We start from the raw sequence: 17,708 nt of genomic DNA, 5'->3' as shown, positions 1-17,708 counted from the left end.
TTGGTAATTGAAAAATGAATAAGAACTGCTATAAAACGATTTTTAGTCAAACCCGTGGTGAAATGATTGCTGTTGCAGAAAATGTCGCAGCTGCAGGACAAGCCTCAACACAGAATAATAAAGCGGTTGATCTTGAAACACCAGTCGTTGCTTCTGAAAAAAGTTTAGCTTTAAAAGTTCTTTCATTTTCATTGATGCTGATTACAGGCACTGCCCTGATCAATGCATCTATTGGTGTATCGCACAGCAATGTTGTTGCAGACTCGAATGCGGCAGGCAATCAGCGTCCAACGATATTGAACAGTGCCAATGGCACAACGCAGGTGAATATTCAAACCCCAAGCAAAGCTGGGGTATCGGTGAATCACTACCAGCAATTTGATGTGAATCAGAACGGTGTCATTTTAAATAACAGCCGCCAAAATACTCAAACGCAGCTTGGGGGTTATATCCAAGCCAATCCGTGGCTTGCAGGCGGTGAAGCCAAAGTCATTGTTAATCAGGTGAACGGCAGCAATCCAAGTCACTTAAATGGCTATGTAGAGGTCGGTGGACGTAAAGCAGATGTGATCATTGCCAACCAAGCTGGGATTAATGTCGATGGTGGCGGTTTTATCAATGCAGGTGGGGTGACTTTAAGTACCGCCAATCCGAATATTCAAAATGGACAAGTGACAGGTTATCAAGTCCGTGACGGGGTGATTAACATCACAGGTCAGGGCTTGGATGCCAGTAAAGCCGACTATACCCAGTTACTCAGCCGTGCTGCACAGATCAATGCGGGGATTTGGGCTAAAGAATTGACGGTGGTTGCTGGACAAAATGATATTGAAGTTAATCCGCAGGCTGGTGCGATACAGGCGGCTTCGGGGTTGGCAGGCACTGTGCCACAGTTTGCCATTGATACCAGTCACTTAGGCGGAATGTATGCGGGCAAAATCAGTTTAATCAGTACCGAACAAGGGGTTGGGATTAACAATGCAGGGCAAGTGTTTGCTTCAGCCGGGCATATTAAAATCAGTGCCAATGGCGAGCTGCAAAATAGCGGTGCAGTAGTTGCAGAAAATAAAGTCGATAGCACCCCAGCGAGTTTAAATCTTCAAGCAAAAGATTTAAACAATAATGGCAAGATATTAAGTCTAGGCGATCAACGCATTCAGGCTGAAAACGTCAACAATACCGGCCTCATTAATAGCCAAGGTTTAACTCGTATTGATGCCAGTCAAGGCATCCAAAACGTGGGTACAGGTCAAATCTATGGTGACCATATTGCCCTGCAAGCCGCGCATCTTCTCAATGCAGAACAGCAAACCAATGGCGATGTCAAAGCAGGCACGATTGCGGCACGTCAACGCTTAGATATTGCAGGCGGAAAAATTGAAAACCGAGAACAAGCCTTAATTGCCAGCGAAGGTGCGCTGACTGTTGGTGGACAACTCAATGCAAACCATATGGCAGAAGGCTCTGCCGCATTATTAGACAATGCCAGTGCACGTATTCAATCCGTGGGTGATATGTACTTAGGCGTGGATATTTTGACCAACCGAAATTTGCATTTCAGTTCAAGTGTCAAAGAAATACCAGAAACCCGCAAAGATGTGACCGCTTATCAAGGTGCTGGAAGCGCTGAAATTCTTGATTCATCGCATATTACAGGTCGTGGCAGTTATGACAGCATTTATCTGGATGGTCAAAAATATGAAGACTATACCCGATATATCTACAACCAGTACGAAACCCAACACTATGTGGATTCCAGTGCACCAGCGGAGATTATTTCAGGTGGCACACTGACGCTAAAAGGCCAAAGCCTGACCAATGACAAGAGCCAAATTCTAGCGACGAAAGGCATTAATATTGAACAAAATGAAGTGAATAATATTGATGCTGAGGGTGAGCATCGTGTGATTAAAACGGGGACATCACAGTATCACTATGTAGGTTGGAATACATTAGGTACAAGTAAACGAAGTAAGTGGAACAGTGTTAAACCCTATAATCCAGCTGATATCGTAACGCCAATAAAACTTGATGTGGTGAAATATGATGGTGCTCACCAAGGCACATTAAATGGTGATACCTCAGAACTCAGCTTACCGCTGCAATCCTTATACAGCGTTAATAAAGAAAATAATAACCGCCCTTTGATTGAAAGCAGCGATGCCTTTACCAATTATAAAAATTGGTTAGGCAGTGATTACATGCTGCAAATGTTCACGACCAACCCACAAAATATGCAAAAACGTTTAGGGGATGGTTATTACGAGCAAAAACTGGTCAATGACCAAATTGCACAACTGACGGGTCAAGTTTATTTAGATGGTTATACGAACTTCGAGGATCAATTCAAAGCCTTGATGGATTCTGGGGTAAGTGCTGCCAAAGATCTTAATTTAAGTGTTGGAGTGAAGCTCTCAGAAGCACAGATTGCTCGATTGACCAGTGATATGGTGTGGCTGGTGACAGAAACCATTACCGTTGATGGCGAAAAAATCCAAGTCTTGGTACCGAAAGTGTATGTTGCGGTACAGTCGGGGGACTTAAACAACAAAGGTGCCTTGATTGCAGGCGAGACGGTCAATTTAAAACTGAGTGGGGATTTAAACAACCAAGGCAGTATTGCTGGACGCCAATTGGTGAGTCTTGAAGCCAATAACATTAATAACGTGGGTGGCTTAATACAAGGTCGAGATGTCTTTGCGACAGCACACACCGATATCAATAATATTGGTGGGACAATGACCGCCAATCAAATCCTTGCCCTTGATGCGGGCCGAGACATTAACAACATCACCACGACGATTAAAACTGAAAATAAGCACGGTTTAAGTGAATTTAGCGCTGAAAACATTGGCCGTGTTGCTGGGCTGTATGTACAAGATGCGGATGGTCAGCTGGTTGCCAATGCCAAGAATAATATCAATCTGACTGCATCAGATCTACAAAGCCAAGGTAGCATTGCGATCCAAGCGGGACAAGACCTGAATCTTTCTACGGTGAATGTCAGTCGCAGTGATTTAAGCTCAGCAGGTGACAAGGATCAGATTCTGAATGCTTCGAGTCGAGATGTAGGGACGCAGATTCAGGCGAAAGGAAATATTTCCCTGCAAAGTGGTGCCAATACTCAGATTAAAGCCAGCACCTTGAACAGTACGTCGGGCAATGTAGTGATTGATGCTGGACAAAATGTCTTGATCGAAAATGGACGAGATGAACGCAGTTCTCAGCTTGCAGCCCAAGAAAAAGGTGGCTTCTCTACAACAGATAAAAAAATCCAATCTTCGACCAGTCAATCGATTGCAACCGACATCCAATCGGGTGGCAATATCCTGATCAATAGCCAAACAGGAGATATTCAAGCCACGCACCTGCAAGCTGGTGCGAAAGACAGCATTCAAATTACGGCAAACCAAGGCAATGTAAAACTTTTGTCAGATATTGATACTGATATAAAGAGCACGGAAACAGCCAAGAAAAATACAATTCAATTTAAAAACCGTCAATCAGGATATATCGACGAAGATGTTGCACAAACACAGCTCAAAGCTGGCAAAAATGTTGATATCAATGCCGGTAAAAATATCGAGCTGCAAGCCAATGATATACAAGCTCAAGACAATATTTATATTGGCAATAAACAATTCGAACGCCAAGCGGATGGCAGTTTAAAATCCAAAGATGGTAATGCCCTGCCCGAAAATGTCAGTCTGACGACATTAGAAACCAATGATCAGCAATGGGATGAAACCCAAAAAGGTTATCGTGGCATTGCCAAAGACTTAATGAAAGTGACTGCTGTTGGCTTAGCGGGTATTGAGGCTTTAGCTCCGGGATTAAAAGCACCGAAGATCACGATCGGAGAATCATCGAGCACACGGACTGAGCAAAGAACACAAACAGGGACCGATCTTGGTGCCAATAATGTCTATGTGGGTTCAGCAGGTCAAACGACACTGACCAGTAGCAACATTGATGCACAGAACACGGTCTTAGCGGGCAAAAAAGTCACGCTCGATGCAGCAGAAGAACAACACAAAACTGTTACGTCAAACAGCAAAGAAACGGTACAAGGTCTTGGGGTTAAGCTGAATAAAGACAGCATTCGAGTGGGCGGCTTTGTACTTGAAGACGCAGAGAATACCGTTAAAACTACAGCCACAACGCATAAGTCAGGCAATATCAATACTGAAAATTTAACAATTCAAGGTGCAGAAGGTGTAGATATCCTCGGCCAAAATATCACAGCGACAGGTGATACGATCATTGATCATGGTCGAGGAAATCTTAACATAGGCGGTTATGAAAATAAAACCACCACAGAAGAAAAGACTCATACTGAAACCATCAGTACAGAAGTCGGCATTCGCAATGCCTATTTAGATGCAATCTTAGCGGTAGAAGCTGTTGCAGATGCAACTAAAGCCTTATCTAAAGCTAAAGATGATTATAGCCAAGCACAACGTGACTATGCAGCGGGTCGAATTACCAAAGGAGCCTTAGATGACAGCAAAGCCAATGTCGCAATGGCAACGGCCAATGTGGCAAGTGCACAGATTGCTGTAGGGGCAGCAGCCGCATCTGCGGCTGCAAGCAGTGCAACCTATGGCTTTACTATTGGTGCCAATGGTGAAAGGATTGAAACTACGACGACCACGAATACAGAACAAAGCCAATGGCAAGGTAGCAACTTAGATTTAAATAACCTTCAGCTTAAATCAGAAGGCCAAGACATCAATATCCAAGGCAGCCGAGTGAATGCAACAGGCACCACGACCTTTGATGGCAGCAAAGACCTCAATGTGACTGCAGGCGTCGAGCATAGTAAACAGGACAGCAATAGTAAAACCAATAGCCAAAGTGTGAGCTATACCTATGGCGGTGGCGGCAGTGCTTCAATAGGCAAGCAAACCAGCCAATCACAAAACGAAAGCCTCACCCACGTAAATAGTGAAGTTGTGCTGAATCGTACTGAAGGTGCAATAGACAAACTGAATATTCAGGGCGGTGAGGTTTCTATCGCTGACCGAGGTAATCTACAAGTAAATCAGATCCATGTAGAAAGCTTGCAGGATACAGAGACTAGCAGTAATAGCAGCAAAGGCGGAAATATTGGCTTAGGTTTTGGTTCTAACGGTAAAGCCAGCAATATCAGCGCTGGCTATAACCAAAGTAAGGGCAGCATTGACAGTGCATGGGTAAATGACACTAGTAAGCTGCTGATTGGCAATGCGCAGAACGATGCTGATCTAGATGCGATGGGTGTTAAAAATATTACCAGTATTGGTGGTGTGATTGCCAATGCGACGAAGAATGAAGACGGCACATTAACGGATCACGGTAAGCTGAACTATTCAGGCGAACTTGCGCTGAAAGACATAGAAGATCATAACTACAACAGTAGCAGTGGTTTTAATGTATCAACGACGATAGGCAAAACCACGAACAACAAAGATGGAGAAAAATCCAAATATCCAAACGGTTCAACCACCATTGGCCTTAACAGCAGTGGACAAGAAACAGAACAATTGACTAAGGCAACGATGGGTCAAGGGACTGTTGCAAATGCCTCAGACAGCACCAATCGGGACATTAATAATACGCAAGAAATTACTCGTGACCAAGTGACGGGCATGCTGGATGGTTCTGTGACGGTTGATCAGCGTTTACTGAGTAAGAGTGGACGGGCGGAGATTATTCAAGAGCAGAAGGAATTACCTGAAAATTTCCGTCAAAGTGCTGAAAATATTGTGAAGCAAATGCCTGAGGGAGAATATAAAGAGAAGGCTTTACAAAGTTTAAATAATATACAAGCAAAACTTTATAGTTTACCAGCAGATTTTGAGGGTTTAGAGGAATATGGGCAGCAAGTTGCAGGGGAGCTATTGAAAAATGGTCTTGAAATTAAAGAGGTCGAAAAGATTATAGATACAGATAATTATTGGTATGCAATTCAAAAATTATCTGCTGTCCAAGAACAATTAGATATTTTGAGTCAGAATGGTAGTGGCATTGAACAGATTCTTAATTCTGAGCTCTCTAAAGAGCAACCAATAGTCAACTCAAACTCCTTAATTAGTATATTAGCTGAAAATACAGATAGTTCTCTTGCTGTAAAAGAAACGGATTTACTAGGTTTTAAATTTTTACATGCGGCAGCAGAAATTAGTAAAAATATAGAAAAAATTTCTGTAGATAGTGGTGTTGACATTGAAAAAATACAACTTGCTGCTAGCGTGTTGTTAGGAGGGCCTGTAAAAGCAACAGCAGGATATATAGTTAATCAATTTAGTGGAGAATATATTGATTATGCTACAAATGCGGTATCAGATCATTTAGTAAAATCACTCTACGGACTTTCAGATGGTCTATATGATGATTGGAGTCGGTCTGAAAAAATTAGTGAGTTGAAACAGCTTGGACTAAGCGATGATGATTTTCAACGAAGTCTTAATTATGCGGAATCACTGCAAAATGCAAAGCTAGGTGCTACTTTTATTGTTGGTATAGCTGCTGAGACACTAATTTCAGGGAAAGGAAAAGCTAAAAATAGTGATGAAATATCAGTAAAACCTACTGTTCCTGATTATGTTACTCGTAATGATCATGATTTTTCTGCTACAGAAAATTATAAAGGTAAACCAAAAGCTTACATAAATGACAAAGGTGATTTGGTTGCTGCAAACCCTGAAGGAACAGGATCTGTTCAATCTCATATTAGAGGTGGTAATTCTGAGAATACACCATACATTTCAACAAGTGATCCAGCAATAGCTATTGATTCTAAAAATTATGGTGGTGAGCAAATTAAGATTGATACGAAGCGATTGCAGGAAGATATTGATGCAGGTAAGATTTCTGGTAGTCAGATTGTGACACATACCGAAGTTAGAAAGGAATTACAATCTAAAGTCGATGCAGCTCAGGCGAAATATGATCGTAATCCTAGTAAAAAAAATCGAGATAAATTAAGAGATGCAAATAAAGATTTGAATCATGCTATTAGAGATGGGGAATGCTTAATCAAAGGTTGTGTTCCATCAGAATACATAAAGAAATAGTTTGTAAGGAGTATAGAGTTGGAACAGAAGATTATAGACTTATTAAATGAGATTCCTGATAGTGTCAATTATACAGATATAGCAGAGGACTTAGATGCTGAAGATATTTCAGTTAGCCGTATAGAACAGTTAAGAGAATTATTAACAAATTCGGATGACTATATTGTATTCCAAGCTGCTAAATTGTTGACATTTTGGGGAGATGATTATGGTTTTAATGCTTTAACTGCATTATTTGAAAACAATAAATTAAATGGTTTTATTGATCATAGGCTAAATGGTTATGATGATACATTGCAACATGTTCTTAGAGCATTTATTCGTTATTGGGCTGATAAATCTGACCATGGTCTAGGTACCTTAACAAGAAAAAAATTGTTTCCATATATTGTCAAAATAATAGAGCTTGCTAATACTCAACCTTTTGGAATAGATTCTTTATTTGGTTTAATAATCGATGAGGACTTCAAAGAATATATTCCATTTTTAAAAGAACATTTAATTTCAATCATTGATCATCCAGAAATACATGGTTGGAAAATTCATGATGTTATTGAGTTATTTTTAAAAATTGAACCTGATTTTGTATATAAATTATTGGATGAAAAAGGAAAGACGTTAAAGGATTTTAATTTTTGAAATTAATGTATCGACCAGTATTGGTATTCCACAAAAGGGAACTAAAGAAGCTTCTACAGCTCCAAAAGGTTCAACGACCATTGGTATCAATAGCAGCGGGCAAGAAACAGAACAACTGACCAAGGCAACCTTAGGTCAAGGTACTGTGACGAATGTGAAAGATACGGTAATCCCCCCTAAAAATAATAGGATCTAAAAGTAGAATTTTCTCTTAAGATACGAGCAGGAGATTCTGCATGAAAACATCTAAATTTACTGATAGTCAGATCATGTCCATCTTGAAACAGGCAGAATCTGGCACACCTGTAGCGACCCTTTGCCGTGTACACGGCATGAGTAATGCTACCTTTTATAAATGGCGTGCCAAATATGGTGGTATGGATACATCATTAATGGCTCGACTGAAAGAGCTAGAAGCCGAAAATACCAGACTTAAAAAGATGTATGCGGAAGAGCGATTAAAGGCCGAAATCATCCAGGAAGCGATGGCAAAAAAGTGGTAAAGCCATCTTGCCGGCGTAAGATGGCACAACAGGCAGTTGCCCAGCATGCCATTAGTATTCGTTTGGCTTGTAAAGCATTTGGCATTAGTGAAACCTGCTACCGCTATCAAGCCAAACTCAGCGATGACAATGCACTCATTGCTGAACAGCTCATTGAACTCACTGAGGAAAATTCCGATTGGGGCTTTGGTTTGTGCTTCTCGTATTTACGGCATGTTGAGAGTTGCTGCTGGAATCACAAGCGGGTTTACCGCATTTACTGTGAGTTGGCACTGAATCTGCGTATTAAACCGAGAAGAAGACTAAAACGGCATGCGCCTGAACCATTGAAAGAACCAATCCGAGAAAATCAGGTTTGGTCATTAGATTTTATGCATGATCAGCTTTCCGATGGTCGCAAGTTTCGATTATTGAATGTGATTGATGATTACCGCCGCGAAGGCCTAGCCATTGAAGCAGGGTTCTCATTGCCCACAATCAGGGTTATTCGTACGTTGAATCAATTGCTGGAGTGGAGAGAAAAACCGTTAGTGATCCGATGCGATAATGGTCCCGAATTTATCAGTCACGAATTTGTGCGCTGGGCTACTGAGCATGGTATTCGTATTGAATATATTCAACCGGGTAAGCCACAGCAGAATGCGTATATTGAACGCTATAATCGGACCATACGTTATAGTTGGCTGAGCAAGCATTTATTTGATACTTTGGATGAAGTACAAGATTATGCAACAAACTGGTTGTGGCATTACAACCATGAAAGACCACATCAAGCTAACAAAGGAAAGCCACCTCTAATGGCTGCTTAACCTCTGCTTTTAACTTCGGTTATTTATGGGAGGATTACCATACCACCAACCGTGATATCAACAATACCCAAGAAATTACTCGTGATCAGACCACAGGTATGCTGGATGGTTCAGTAACGATTGATCATCGATTACTGACAGAAGCTGGACGACAGGAGATTATTCAAGAACAGAAGGATTTGCCAGAGAATTTCCGTCAAAGTGCAGAAAATTTAGCACAAGCCTTACCAGCGGGTGAGTATAAAGATAAGGCTTTACAAACACTAAATAATATTCAGGCAAGGCTTTACAATTTACCAAGTGAATATAAAGAAACGGGTGTAGTTGGTGACAAAGTTGCAAGTGAATTGCTCAAACGAGGGATAGAGCCAAAAGAAGTTGAAGCTTTATTTTCTAAATTAGATTTTTTCTATGCAGCAAAAGAGTTTAGTGAAATTCAGAGTCAACTAGATACATTAGCTCAATCTGGTGTTGGTTTAGAAACGATTTTTAAACAACCTAAAATAGGCGTAAATGAACAAGAAGTAATTTATGCGAAAGGAACTGACATTGAGACAAAAGTTACGACCCAAACCACAGTTGGTATGACGATATTAAGCAATATTGCTGATTTAGGAAATAATATAAAGCAGATTAGTGAAGATACTGGAGTTGATTTAGGTACTGTTCAACTTGCGGTAGGACTAATGATTTCAGGCCCAGTCCGTTTAGCAATTGAGACAGGAAAATCTTTAGCTTTAGATAGTGCGGTAGGAGCTGAAATAGCTCAAGGATTTGATGCGCTGGCGACATCATTAACTGCCGCCGCTCATGTTACCAATTCAAATACGATTAATAATTGGACTAATTCAGAGAAAGTTAAAGAAATTGAAGCCTCAACATCTGAAAATAAATTAGATGAATTGAAATTTGCAAATGAAATTGAAAAAAATAAACAAGGTGCAGAATATTTAATTAATGCTGTGGCTGGAGTTGTAGGTGCTGGAGTAGGTAAAGGTGTCACTAAGGGGAAAGATGCTGATATTGAAATAAATCAAAAGCAATCTCTTGATGTGGGATGGGTTGATAATTATGGAAATCAAAAGAAAGTCACTGGAGATGGAACCGTGGCTAGAGATCATCAGCCGTCTAAAGCTGCATTATTAAAGAGAGCTGAAGACTTAAAGGAAGCGCCCTTAACTCAAGCAGAGAAAAATCGTATTATTAATGAAGGAATGAGTGTAACTGTACCAAATGAGGTGCATGCCGCAGGTCCAACCTATGCAGGAAAAAATAATAAAGGACTCATTGAAAATGATGCAAATGATTTACAAGCAGCACAAATTAGGGATTCTGAGGCAATGATAGATAATGCAAAAAAATTAACGCCTGAGTACGTTACAAAGTTGCAAGAAGCATGTACTACATTGAGCTGTAAAAATAATGCTGATTATGATAAATTTTTGAAAAATATTATGGATGAGGAGGCGAGAAAGAATGACAAATAAGTTTATTGATCATTTAATATCACTGTTGGGTAAGTCAAATATTGATGAAAAATTAGTTGATTTTTTTGTTAAAAATCAATTTGTGAAAAGTCAAGAGGAAATTAAATTACCAATTTATGATGAAGATGGTGATTTATTGGATGAGTATAATTTTTATATTAGTAAATATGATGAGGGATTGGGTTTTATATTTACTGATGAGTCTTTTTATTTAAATCAGGAGGACAAACCCATAACTGGTGAAAAAATATACTTAACGACTATATTTTTTTATAATGATGGTGTGGAAGGCTTTTCTCAATATAAACAAGAACTGCCATTTAATTTAAAATTTTCAATGAATAAAGCTGAAATTGAAAATATATTAGGAGTGCCATTATTTATTAAGAATGATGATGGCGTGGTTAGAAGCCAAAAATGGAAAATTGAAGATATTCCATTTACAATATATATTTCATATAACAATATAGGTGAGATTAGATATATTTCATTAAGTATTCCTTACTGATTTAGTTAAAGTCGTTCCTACCCTATTTTGAATAAAAAAGCGGTTCTTTATTTAAAATGGAGCTACATTAATAGTTTTTAAGGTAATCCTTCAATAAATAACCGAAGTTAAAAGTAGAGGTTAAGCAGCCATTAGAGGTGGCTTTCCTTTGTTAGCTTGATGTGGTCTTTCATGGTTGTAATGCCACAACCAGTTTGTTGCATAATCTTGTACTTCATCCAAAGTATCAAATAAATGCTTGCTCAGCCAACTATAACGTATGGTCCGATTATAGTGTTCAATATACGCATTCTGCTGTGGCTTACCCGGTTGAATATATTCAATACGAATACCGTGCTCAGTAGCCCAGCGCACAAATTCGTGACTGATAAATTCGGGACCTGAGATACCGTCTTGGTAGTCAATCAGGTTTTGAGATTATTCGACCACTAAATAATCTCTTCGATAGGCAGTCTGATGTTTTAAAACGCCATAACACAGATGTATAAGCTTGCGCATTGCAGCACCTAAAGCACACATTTTATTTTTACCCTGGCTTAATAATCGTTGATATAAAGCTTCAATGTGTGGATTATATTTAATCGCTGTTAATGCCGACATATACAATACTGAGCGTATTTTACTGTCACCTGCTTTTGATAAGTGACTTTGCTTGTTGACTGAACTGCCAGACAACTGATGTACTGGAACCAAACCTACATATGCAGCAGCTTGACTTGCTTTTTCAAACTTGTGCGAATGAAATAACCCCAACAGTAATAAGCCTGATCGTTCACCGATTGAAGGAATAGTTTGCAGTAATTTCAAATCCTGTTTCAATGTTGGATCTTGATCTATGTGATTATTTATTAACTTATCAATATGTTCAAGTTGCCGATTTAAATAGGCTTTGTTGCATAAACATTTTGCAAGGCACTGATTTTTAAAGGTTTGTGAAAATTTCAACCTAAGAATAAATTTAATAAAATCATATTCTTAGGTATTTGTGCAACAAAGCCGATCCGAATCGGAAGCCAAAAAGCTTTTGGGGCAGATTATTAGGACGGAAGTGAATTCATAGTAACTGTCCAAATGAAAGAAGAATCAGTGTCCTTTACGATAAGAATATGCAATTTATCTAAGAATTATATTGCTGAATAAGCTTTTAAGAATATAGGTTTGGGCAATAAAGCCTTTAAATTCTATTACTGAATAAACCCTAAGTGGCCGATTTGGAATAGGAATGAGTGGTAGGGTGCGAATAGGAATAGGTGGTAGGTTTATGCTGGAATATGCATTGAGTCCAATCCTTGATCGTGGAGACTATTGTATTAGAAACAATAGCAGACCTAAAAGGCTTTACTGGTATCCATTGATTATTCAATAACATTAAATAGAGCCGTGAGACGTTGAAAGGCTCACAGAGTGGGAGGTAAAGTATATCCTCATCTCTCGTAAAACAGCTGACGAAGTCCGAGATAGAATCATTGCGTCAAAAAAAACGTGATATTTGAGAACTAAAAAAGAAGTGGTACTCCTACTGGTTACTAAAATTAAAGTATATTGAATAATAAATTTATAAAACAATACTTTACAAATCTATATGATGCGTAGTGTACGCATCATACATAAAGCGTTCTATTTTGATATAATTGATCCAATCAACCCATTGTTAGGTTTCATTTAAATTCCATGAGTCTTACTGAAATTAAAGTTCGCCAAGCTCATTGTAAGGAAAAAACCAGTTTTTTATCCGATGAAGATGGGCTTAGCCTGAAGATTGAGCCGAGTGGAAGAAAATCTTGGTGCTATCGCTATACAGATCCACAAACTAAAAAACGTCGACGCATTCAGTTAGGTCGTTATCCTGATTTATCGCTGAAAAAGGCACGACAAGTCAGAGATGACTTTAAAGACAATGATTTCTGTTTTGAACAAGATACTGCCTCTAATGTCATCACCTTTGGTAAGGTCGGGGAGGAGTGGTTACAGTTCAAACTGAAAAATGCCTTCAACGATCTACCCCGCTGTGGTGTACTACAGTTAGCAGAAAGATGCTTACAGCAAGATATTTATCCAGACCTTCAGGATCTACCTTTTCAAAACATCAAGCGTTATGACCTGGTTTCAGTAATCAAAAAAATAGAGGGACGCCAAGTAAAAGAACCTGTCAAGAAAGCTTGTAGTTATTTGAACCAAATTTATGACTACGCTGTAGCGATGGGTTATTGTGAATTCAACATCGCGCATGGTTTAAATAAAATCGCCATTAACAGTAAAATCAAGAAAAATTATCCGTATTTGAAAGCGGAGGATATATCTGATTTTAAGTATAAATTACAAAAATTGGATGCCCATCCGATTATTAAAAAAGCACTGCTGTTCAAATTACATACTAGCGTGCGAGGGGCTGAATTGTTATTGGCTGAGCCTCATCATTTTGATTTAAATGAAAAAGTCTGGAAAATACCTGCCTTGCATATTAAACAGTTTCGACGAAAAGTCATATTAGGCCATGAGATTCCCGACTTCTTAGTTCCACTTTCAGATCAGGCTTTAGATATTTTAAAAGACGTCATGCAATGGTCATACGGTGAAAAGTACATTTTTGCTAGCCCACGGAAACATAATCAACCGATTCATTTTAATACATTAAATATGGCTATACGTAAGATGGGCTATGGAAAACATCAATTATCCTCTCATGGACTACGTTCCACTTTTAGTACCATTTTGAATGACTCAGGTTTGTTCCAGGATAACTGGATTGAGGCACAACTTTCACATATTGATAAGAACCGTACCCGTGCCAGCTATAATCACGCTGACTATTTAGCCCAGCGGACTGAAATGATGCAGTGGTGGGGTGATTATTTAAGTACTGCTAAGTGAAAATCGTACTTTTATACATAGACTTAAAACATTATGGGGTTTCAAATGGATAGTAAACAATATACTTGCCGTGTTACATGGTCAGCAGAATATAATGAGTATGTTGGGTTGTTCGAACCACAAGCACTAGCCATTTGTTGTAATTCAGCTTTAAGCGCCCTTAATTCTTTCATGCGTTTATTCACTAGTGCAAGTTGCTGATCAATTAATGCATTAACGCTAGAGCAGCTTTCTTCTGGCTTATTTTTTAATTCGATAAGACGTTTAATATCATTGAGTGATATATCTAGGCTGCGACAATGCTTTACGAATTCCAATTGTTTAAGTGCTTTGCTATCATACAGCCTGAAATTACCTTCTGAACGATTTGGATTTAACAGAAATCCTTCTCTTTCATAATATCTAATCGTTTGTATTGAACAGCCCGATTTTTTTGACAATTCGCCTATTTTCATCAATTTCCCCCAGACATTTGACTCTATAGTTACTATAGAGTCTATAGTATAAGTATGCAACGAAAAGGATATATAAAAAATGACTGAGAAATATTTAAACAATACGAATATCGTTAATTTTGAACACAAAGATATCCAATCCTTGATCGATCAACGTAGGTGGAAAAACTTGGATAACTTCAACAAAATTGGTGCCGCTTATCAGTTTGTAAAAGATGAGATTTTCTTTGGTTATAATGAAAGCGATGATATTGCAGCAAGCGATGTGCTAGCAGATGGTTATGGACAATGTAATACTAAGGGTAATCTGTTAATGGCACTATTGCGTGGACTAGGCATTCAATGCCGATTTCATGGGTTTACCATAGACCAGCAACTACAAAAAGGTGCTATCCCAAGCTATGTATTTTGGTTAGCACCTAAATACATCATTCATAGTTGGGTAGAAGTTTACTTTGAAGGGCGTTGGATAAACTTAGAGGGCTTTATATTGGATGAGCAATACTTAAGCTCTCTACAGGAGAAATTTGACCAAGTAAAAGATGATTTTTGTGGTTATGGTGTTGCAACAAAGTGCTTTTCATCACCAGATACAGATTGGCGTGGAGAAAATACCTATATTCAAAAAGAAGGTATTCATGATGACTTTGGGCTTTATGATTCCCCTGATGAGTTCTATCTCGAAAAAGGGACTAACTTGTCGGGGTTCAAACGCTGGATATATCAACGCTTGATACGTCACTTGATTAATATGAATGTATCAAAACTAAGAAATAGAAAAGTACTAGAGGTACAAAATGCACAACCATAATCATAGTCATCAACATGGTAAAGATGACCGTATTGGTTGGGCATTTTTCCTTAATGTGACATTCACTATTATCGAATTTATAGGTGGTTGGCTCACTAACAGTACGGCGATAATGGCAGATGCAGTTCACGATCTTGGTGATAGTCTTTCAATAGGTTTTGCGTGGATTTTAAGTCGTTTTTCAGATAAAGAAGCATCAGATAAGTTTAGTTATGGTTATCGTAGACTTACTCTCTTTGGCGCATTGATAAACAGTATTGTTTTAATCATTGGCTCAATTTGGATTTTATTTGAAGCAATTCCAAAGCTGTCCAATCCTGAAATGCCTGTAGTCGAGGGGATGTTAGGGCTAGCGATACTCGGCGTTGCCGTTAACGGATATGCTGTATTAAAATTAAAAGCGGGTGAAACATTAAATGAGAAAGTGCTGACATGGCACCTTCTTGAAGATGTACTTGGATGGGTTGCCGTTCTTATAGTCTCTATCGTACTGTTGTTCGCTGAACTGCCGATATTAGATCCCCTTTTATCAATAGGGTTCACGCTGTTCATCTTGTTTAATGTTTTCAAAAACCTGAAATCAACACTCGTTTTATTTCTTCAAGCTGCACCCGATAAAGAGACTCAAAAGCGTATTAAACTATCACTAATGGAATTTCCTGAAGTTAATGGTATCCACCACATGCACTTTTGGTCACTAGATGGTGAAAGTCACGTTTTAACAGCGCACCTTGAGCTGAGTGACAACTTTGACGTTAAAGAATTAATTAGGCTTAAACAAGAAGTTGCAGCTAAATTATCTTCCTATCATTTATCGCATACAACGATAGAGTTTGAGTTTTTAAATGAAAATTGTCGGGATGAAGCGCAGTAAGCTTTATCAATAAAATGTTGGGCATACAATATTAAAAGCAGCTTAATTAGGCATAACCTAGTAATTAAGCTGCTTTTTTTGATTTTAAATTTCGTCGGATTGCTGTTTGCTACTCTCAGAGCCATGCGCCCATTGATATAAAATAGGCAATACAAACAAAGTTAAAATTGTAGAAGATACAATACCGCCGATAACAACTGTTGCTAGTGGTCGTTGTACTTCTGCACCAATTCCAGTGTTTAACGCCATTGGAATAAAACCTAAACTTGCGACCAGTGCCGTCATTAAAATAGGTCTTAAACGAATGATGTGCTGAGTTTCCATCATTGTCTTGGCTTGATGCGGATCAGTCTAAAGCATTCTCAGGAATAGAGGAGCTCGTTGCTGATGTTGTCGCTGATATGATTAGCAATAATGAAAAAGTTCCTACACCACTCTCCGGGAAAATATAGTAGGCAGTTTGTTGTCCTTGTTCTCAGTGGTTCAACAAAAACTAGCCCTCGAAGCCGCAGAACGTGGCGTGGACATAAATTGTTTAGTATCAGTAAAAAGAGCGATGTAATTTTAGTACGAGTGAGTGATAGAGCAGGAACCTATGCTTCATATATTCAGTAAATGGTATGTTTTTGAATTAATAGGTATTTTTAAATAAAGCTTTCTTTGATTTAGTGCTTTTTATTTAATAAATTAATTTTAAAAACAACTTAGGCTAATTGATAAACACTATCTGGAAAGATTAAAAGAAAATATTTTTTAATTTCTGCTAATTCATTTAAGGCAGGTTCCCTTTCAAGCAGTTGAAATGTCCAAATAAGTACAGCCTGATGATTATCATAGCAAGTATTTACTCCAAGAAAATTAGCCATTCCATAACTTCTATTGATGTTCATTTCTTTAATTAATTGATTTCCTAAGTCACGAGCTTGCTGGCTGATCAATAACTCATTTGGTAACACGGCGGTCATCTCCACAAAATAATCTAATGCAGGTTCAATCCTTATATTTAAAAAGTTATAATTTAGTTGAAATGGATAAAATATACTTTCTATAAGTTGTAATAACCTGCTGTAGGTTAATTTTAGCAAAGTATTACTCAGTCAACAACTTCAAATAACCCACAGCAAGTTATTTTTTGTAAATTAATTTAAATATGATTACTTGTAAGTTATCTAGCCTCATGGGCGATAGAAAAATTTTAAAATTAAGTGAAGTGGTGCATGCAACAGGTATCAATCGCAACACGCTCACAAGTATGTATTATGACCGTGCTGTACGTATTGAATTACCAGTCGCCGATAAGTTGTGTAAGTACTTTAACTGTACGATGAATGATTTGTTTGAGTTTAAGGAAGAAGTTGAAGAAAAAGATTAACTTAATACTTCGTTTGATAAGTTTTTCGAAGAAAAAGACTAGCCAATACTTAGTTTGATAAGTTTTTCTCTGCAGATCTAATATTGAATTTTATAAAATATCATTACAAACAGAGGTGGTTCCACTTGTTTGAACAACTAAAAGCGTATTTATAAGTGATATTCCGCTCTAGTTAAGCCACCTTGTTTTGTTGGGGTAGCTGATCATAGTAAAACTCATTTGGTGTCATTTTGTCTAGACTCGAATGAGGTCGTTTCAGATTATAAAACTCAAAATATGCACTCAATTGCTTTTTCGCATCTGTGACACTGCTATAAGCTT

Annotated in this window: 12 protein-coding genes and 5 pseudogenes; 11 read left to right on the top strand and 6 right to left on the bottom strand. The window is 38.3% G+C overall.

Annotated features, from left to right (window positions below):
• Nucleotides 1-14 precede the first annotated feature (14 nt).
• The 5 genes from FTU06_RS14005 (at nucleotide 15) to FTU06_RS13985 (ending at nucleotide 11,004) form a co-directional block, all read left to right on the top strand.
• On the top strand, nucleotides 15-7,058 hold the full coding sequence (locus FTU06_RS14005; RefSeq protein ID WP_167846512.1) for a hemagglutinin repeat-containing protein: 7,044 nt from the start codon (nucleotides 15-17) through the stop codon (nucleotides 7,056-7,058).
• 18 nt (nucleotides 7,059-7,076) lie between these two features.
• Nucleotides 7,077-7,697, top strand: a complete 621-nt coding sequence (locus FTU06_RS14000) for a hypothetical protein (protein ID WP_154320123.1) — start codon at nucleotides 7,077-7,079, stop codon at nucleotides 7,695-7,697.
• Nucleotides 7,698-7,933: 236 nt separating this feature from the next.
• Nucleotides 7,934-9,009, top strand: a protein-coding gene (locus tag FTU06_RS13995; protein WP_154320122.1) for an IS3 family transposase whose coding sequence is annotated in 2 segments (ribosomal slippage) — nucleotides 7,934-8,186 and nucleotides 8,186-9,009 — 1,077 coding nt in all. Because the reading frame shifts where the segments join, the coding sequence is not laid out codon by codon here.
• Between the two features lie 98 nt (nucleotides 9,010-9,107).
• Entirely contained in the window at nucleotides 9,108-10,496 is a 1,389-nt protein-coding gene (locus FTU06_RS13990) for a hypothetical protein (protein ID WP_154320121.1), read from the top strand.
• Nucleotides 10,486-11,004 carry a hypothetical protein gene (locus FTU06_RS13985; protein WP_154320120.1) on the top strand — a complete coding sequence of 173 codons (519 nt, stop codon included), beginning with the start codon at nucleotides 10,486-10,488 and terminating at the stop codon, nucleotides 11,002-11,004. The genes FTU06_RS13990 and FTU06_RS13985 overlap by 11 nt, the downstream gene beginning before the upstream one ends.
• Before the next feature lie 120 nt (nucleotides 11,005-11,124).
• On the opposite strand, the pseudogene FTU06_RS13980 reads toward FTU06_RS13985, so the two are convergent.
• Together FTU06_RS13980 and FTU06_RS13975 are read right to left on the bottom strand one after the other, a co-directional pair.
• Nucleotides 11,125-11,388, bottom strand: a pseudogene (locus tag FTU06_RS13980) (integrase core domain-containing protein); the annotation flags it as partial.
• Nucleotides 11,389-11,421: 33 nt separating this feature from the next.
• Nucleotides 11,422-11,898 (bottom strand): annotated as a pseudogene (locus FTU06_RS13975) (transposase); the annotation flags it as partial.
• A 490-nt stretch (nucleotides 11,899-12,388) separates the two neighbouring features.
• On the opposite strand from FTU06_RS13975, the pseudogene FTU06_RS17000 reads away from it, so the two are divergent.
• Nucleotides 12,389-12,490, top strand: a pseudogene (locus tag FTU06_RS17000) (recombinase); the annotation flags it as partial.
• A gap of 185 nt (nucleotides 12,491-12,675) precedes the next feature.
• Complete coding sequence (locus FTU06_RS13970) at nucleotides 12,676-13,875, top strand: integrase arm-type DNA-binding domain-containing protein (protein ID WP_180147244.1); 1,200 nt, start codon at nucleotides 12,676-12,678, stop codon at nucleotides 13,873-13,875.
• Nucleotides 13,876-13,916: 41 nt separating this feature from the next.
• On the opposite strand, the gene FTU06_RS13965 is transcribed toward FTU06_RS13970, so the two are convergent.
• Nucleotides 13,917-14,330, bottom strand: coding sequence for a Cd(II)/Pb(II)-responsive transcriptional regulator (locus FTU06_RS13965; RefSeq protein ID WP_179989169.1), 414 nt, complete (start codon nucleotides 14,328-14,330; stop codon nucleotides 13,917-13,919).
• Between the two features lie 79 nt (nucleotides 14,331-14,409).
• On the opposite strand from FTU06_RS13965, the gene FTU06_RS13960 reads away from it, so the two are divergent.
• Nucleotides 14,410-15,141 carry a transglutaminase family protein gene (locus FTU06_RS13960; RefSeq protein WP_005245162.1) on the top strand — a complete coding sequence of 244 codons (732 nt, stop codon included), beginning with the start codon at nucleotides 14,410-14,412 and terminating at the stop codon, nucleotides 15,139-15,141.
• Complete coding sequence (locus tag FTU06_RS13955) at nucleotides 15,128-16,015, top strand: cation diffusion facilitator family transporter (RefSeq protein ID WP_127800877.1); 888 nt, start codon at nucleotides 15,128-15,130, stop codon at nucleotides 16,013-16,015. Before FTU06_RS13960 ends, FTU06_RS13955 begins: the two co-directional genes overlap by 14 nt.
• A gap of 84 nt (nucleotides 16,016-16,099) precedes the next feature.
• Here FTU06_RS13955 and FTU06_RS13950 read toward each other — a convergent pair.
• Nucleotides 16,100-16,324: pseudogene (locus tag FTU06_RS13950) on the bottom strand (efflux RND transporter permease subunit); the annotation flags it as partial.
• Here FTU06_RS13950 and FTU06_RS13945 point away from each other — a divergent pair.
• Nucleotides 16,324-16,467, top strand: a pseudogene (locus FTU06_RS13945) (antitoxin HicB); the annotation flags it as partial. The pseudogenes FTU06_RS13950 and FTU06_RS13945 sit on opposite strands and share 1 nt — an antisense overlap.
• A gap of 252 nt (nucleotides 16,468-16,719) precedes the next feature.
• Here FTU06_RS13945 and FTU06_RS13940 read toward each other — a convergent pair.
• Nucleotides 16,720-16,971 carry a hypothetical protein gene (locus FTU06_RS13940; RefSeq protein WP_004658363.1) on the bottom strand — a complete coding sequence of 84 codons (252 nt, stop codon included), beginning with the start codon at nucleotides 16,969-16,971 and terminating at the stop codon, nucleotides 16,720-16,722.
• A 194-nt stretch (nucleotides 16,972-17,165) separates the two neighbouring features.
• Here FTU06_RS13940 and FTU06_RS13935 point away from each other — a divergent pair, with 194 nt between their 5' ends.
• A complete protein-coding gene (locus FTU06_RS13935) occupies nucleotides 17,166-17,387 on the top strand; it encodes a helix-turn-helix transcriptional regulator (protein WP_004658364.1) in 222 nt (73 codons plus the stop codon).
• Between the two features lie 172 nt (nucleotides 17,388-17,559).
• Here the strand turns inward: FTU06_RS13935 and FTU06_RS13930 are convergent.
• Nucleotides 17,560-17,708 (bottom strand): integrase core domain-containing protein (locus FTU06_RS13930; RefSeq protein WP_079745370.1); only part of this gene is annotated, 149 nt, incomplete at its 5' end.

It is taken from the genome of Acinetobacter sp. YH12052, from assembly GCF_013419835.1.
In the GTDB taxonomy this organism is placed as follows: Bacteria; Pseudomonadota; Gammaproteobacteria; order Pseudomonadales; family Moraxellaceae; genus Acinetobacter; species Acinetobacter amyesii.
This window is presented reverse-complemented; position numbering and strand designations above follow the sequence as displayed.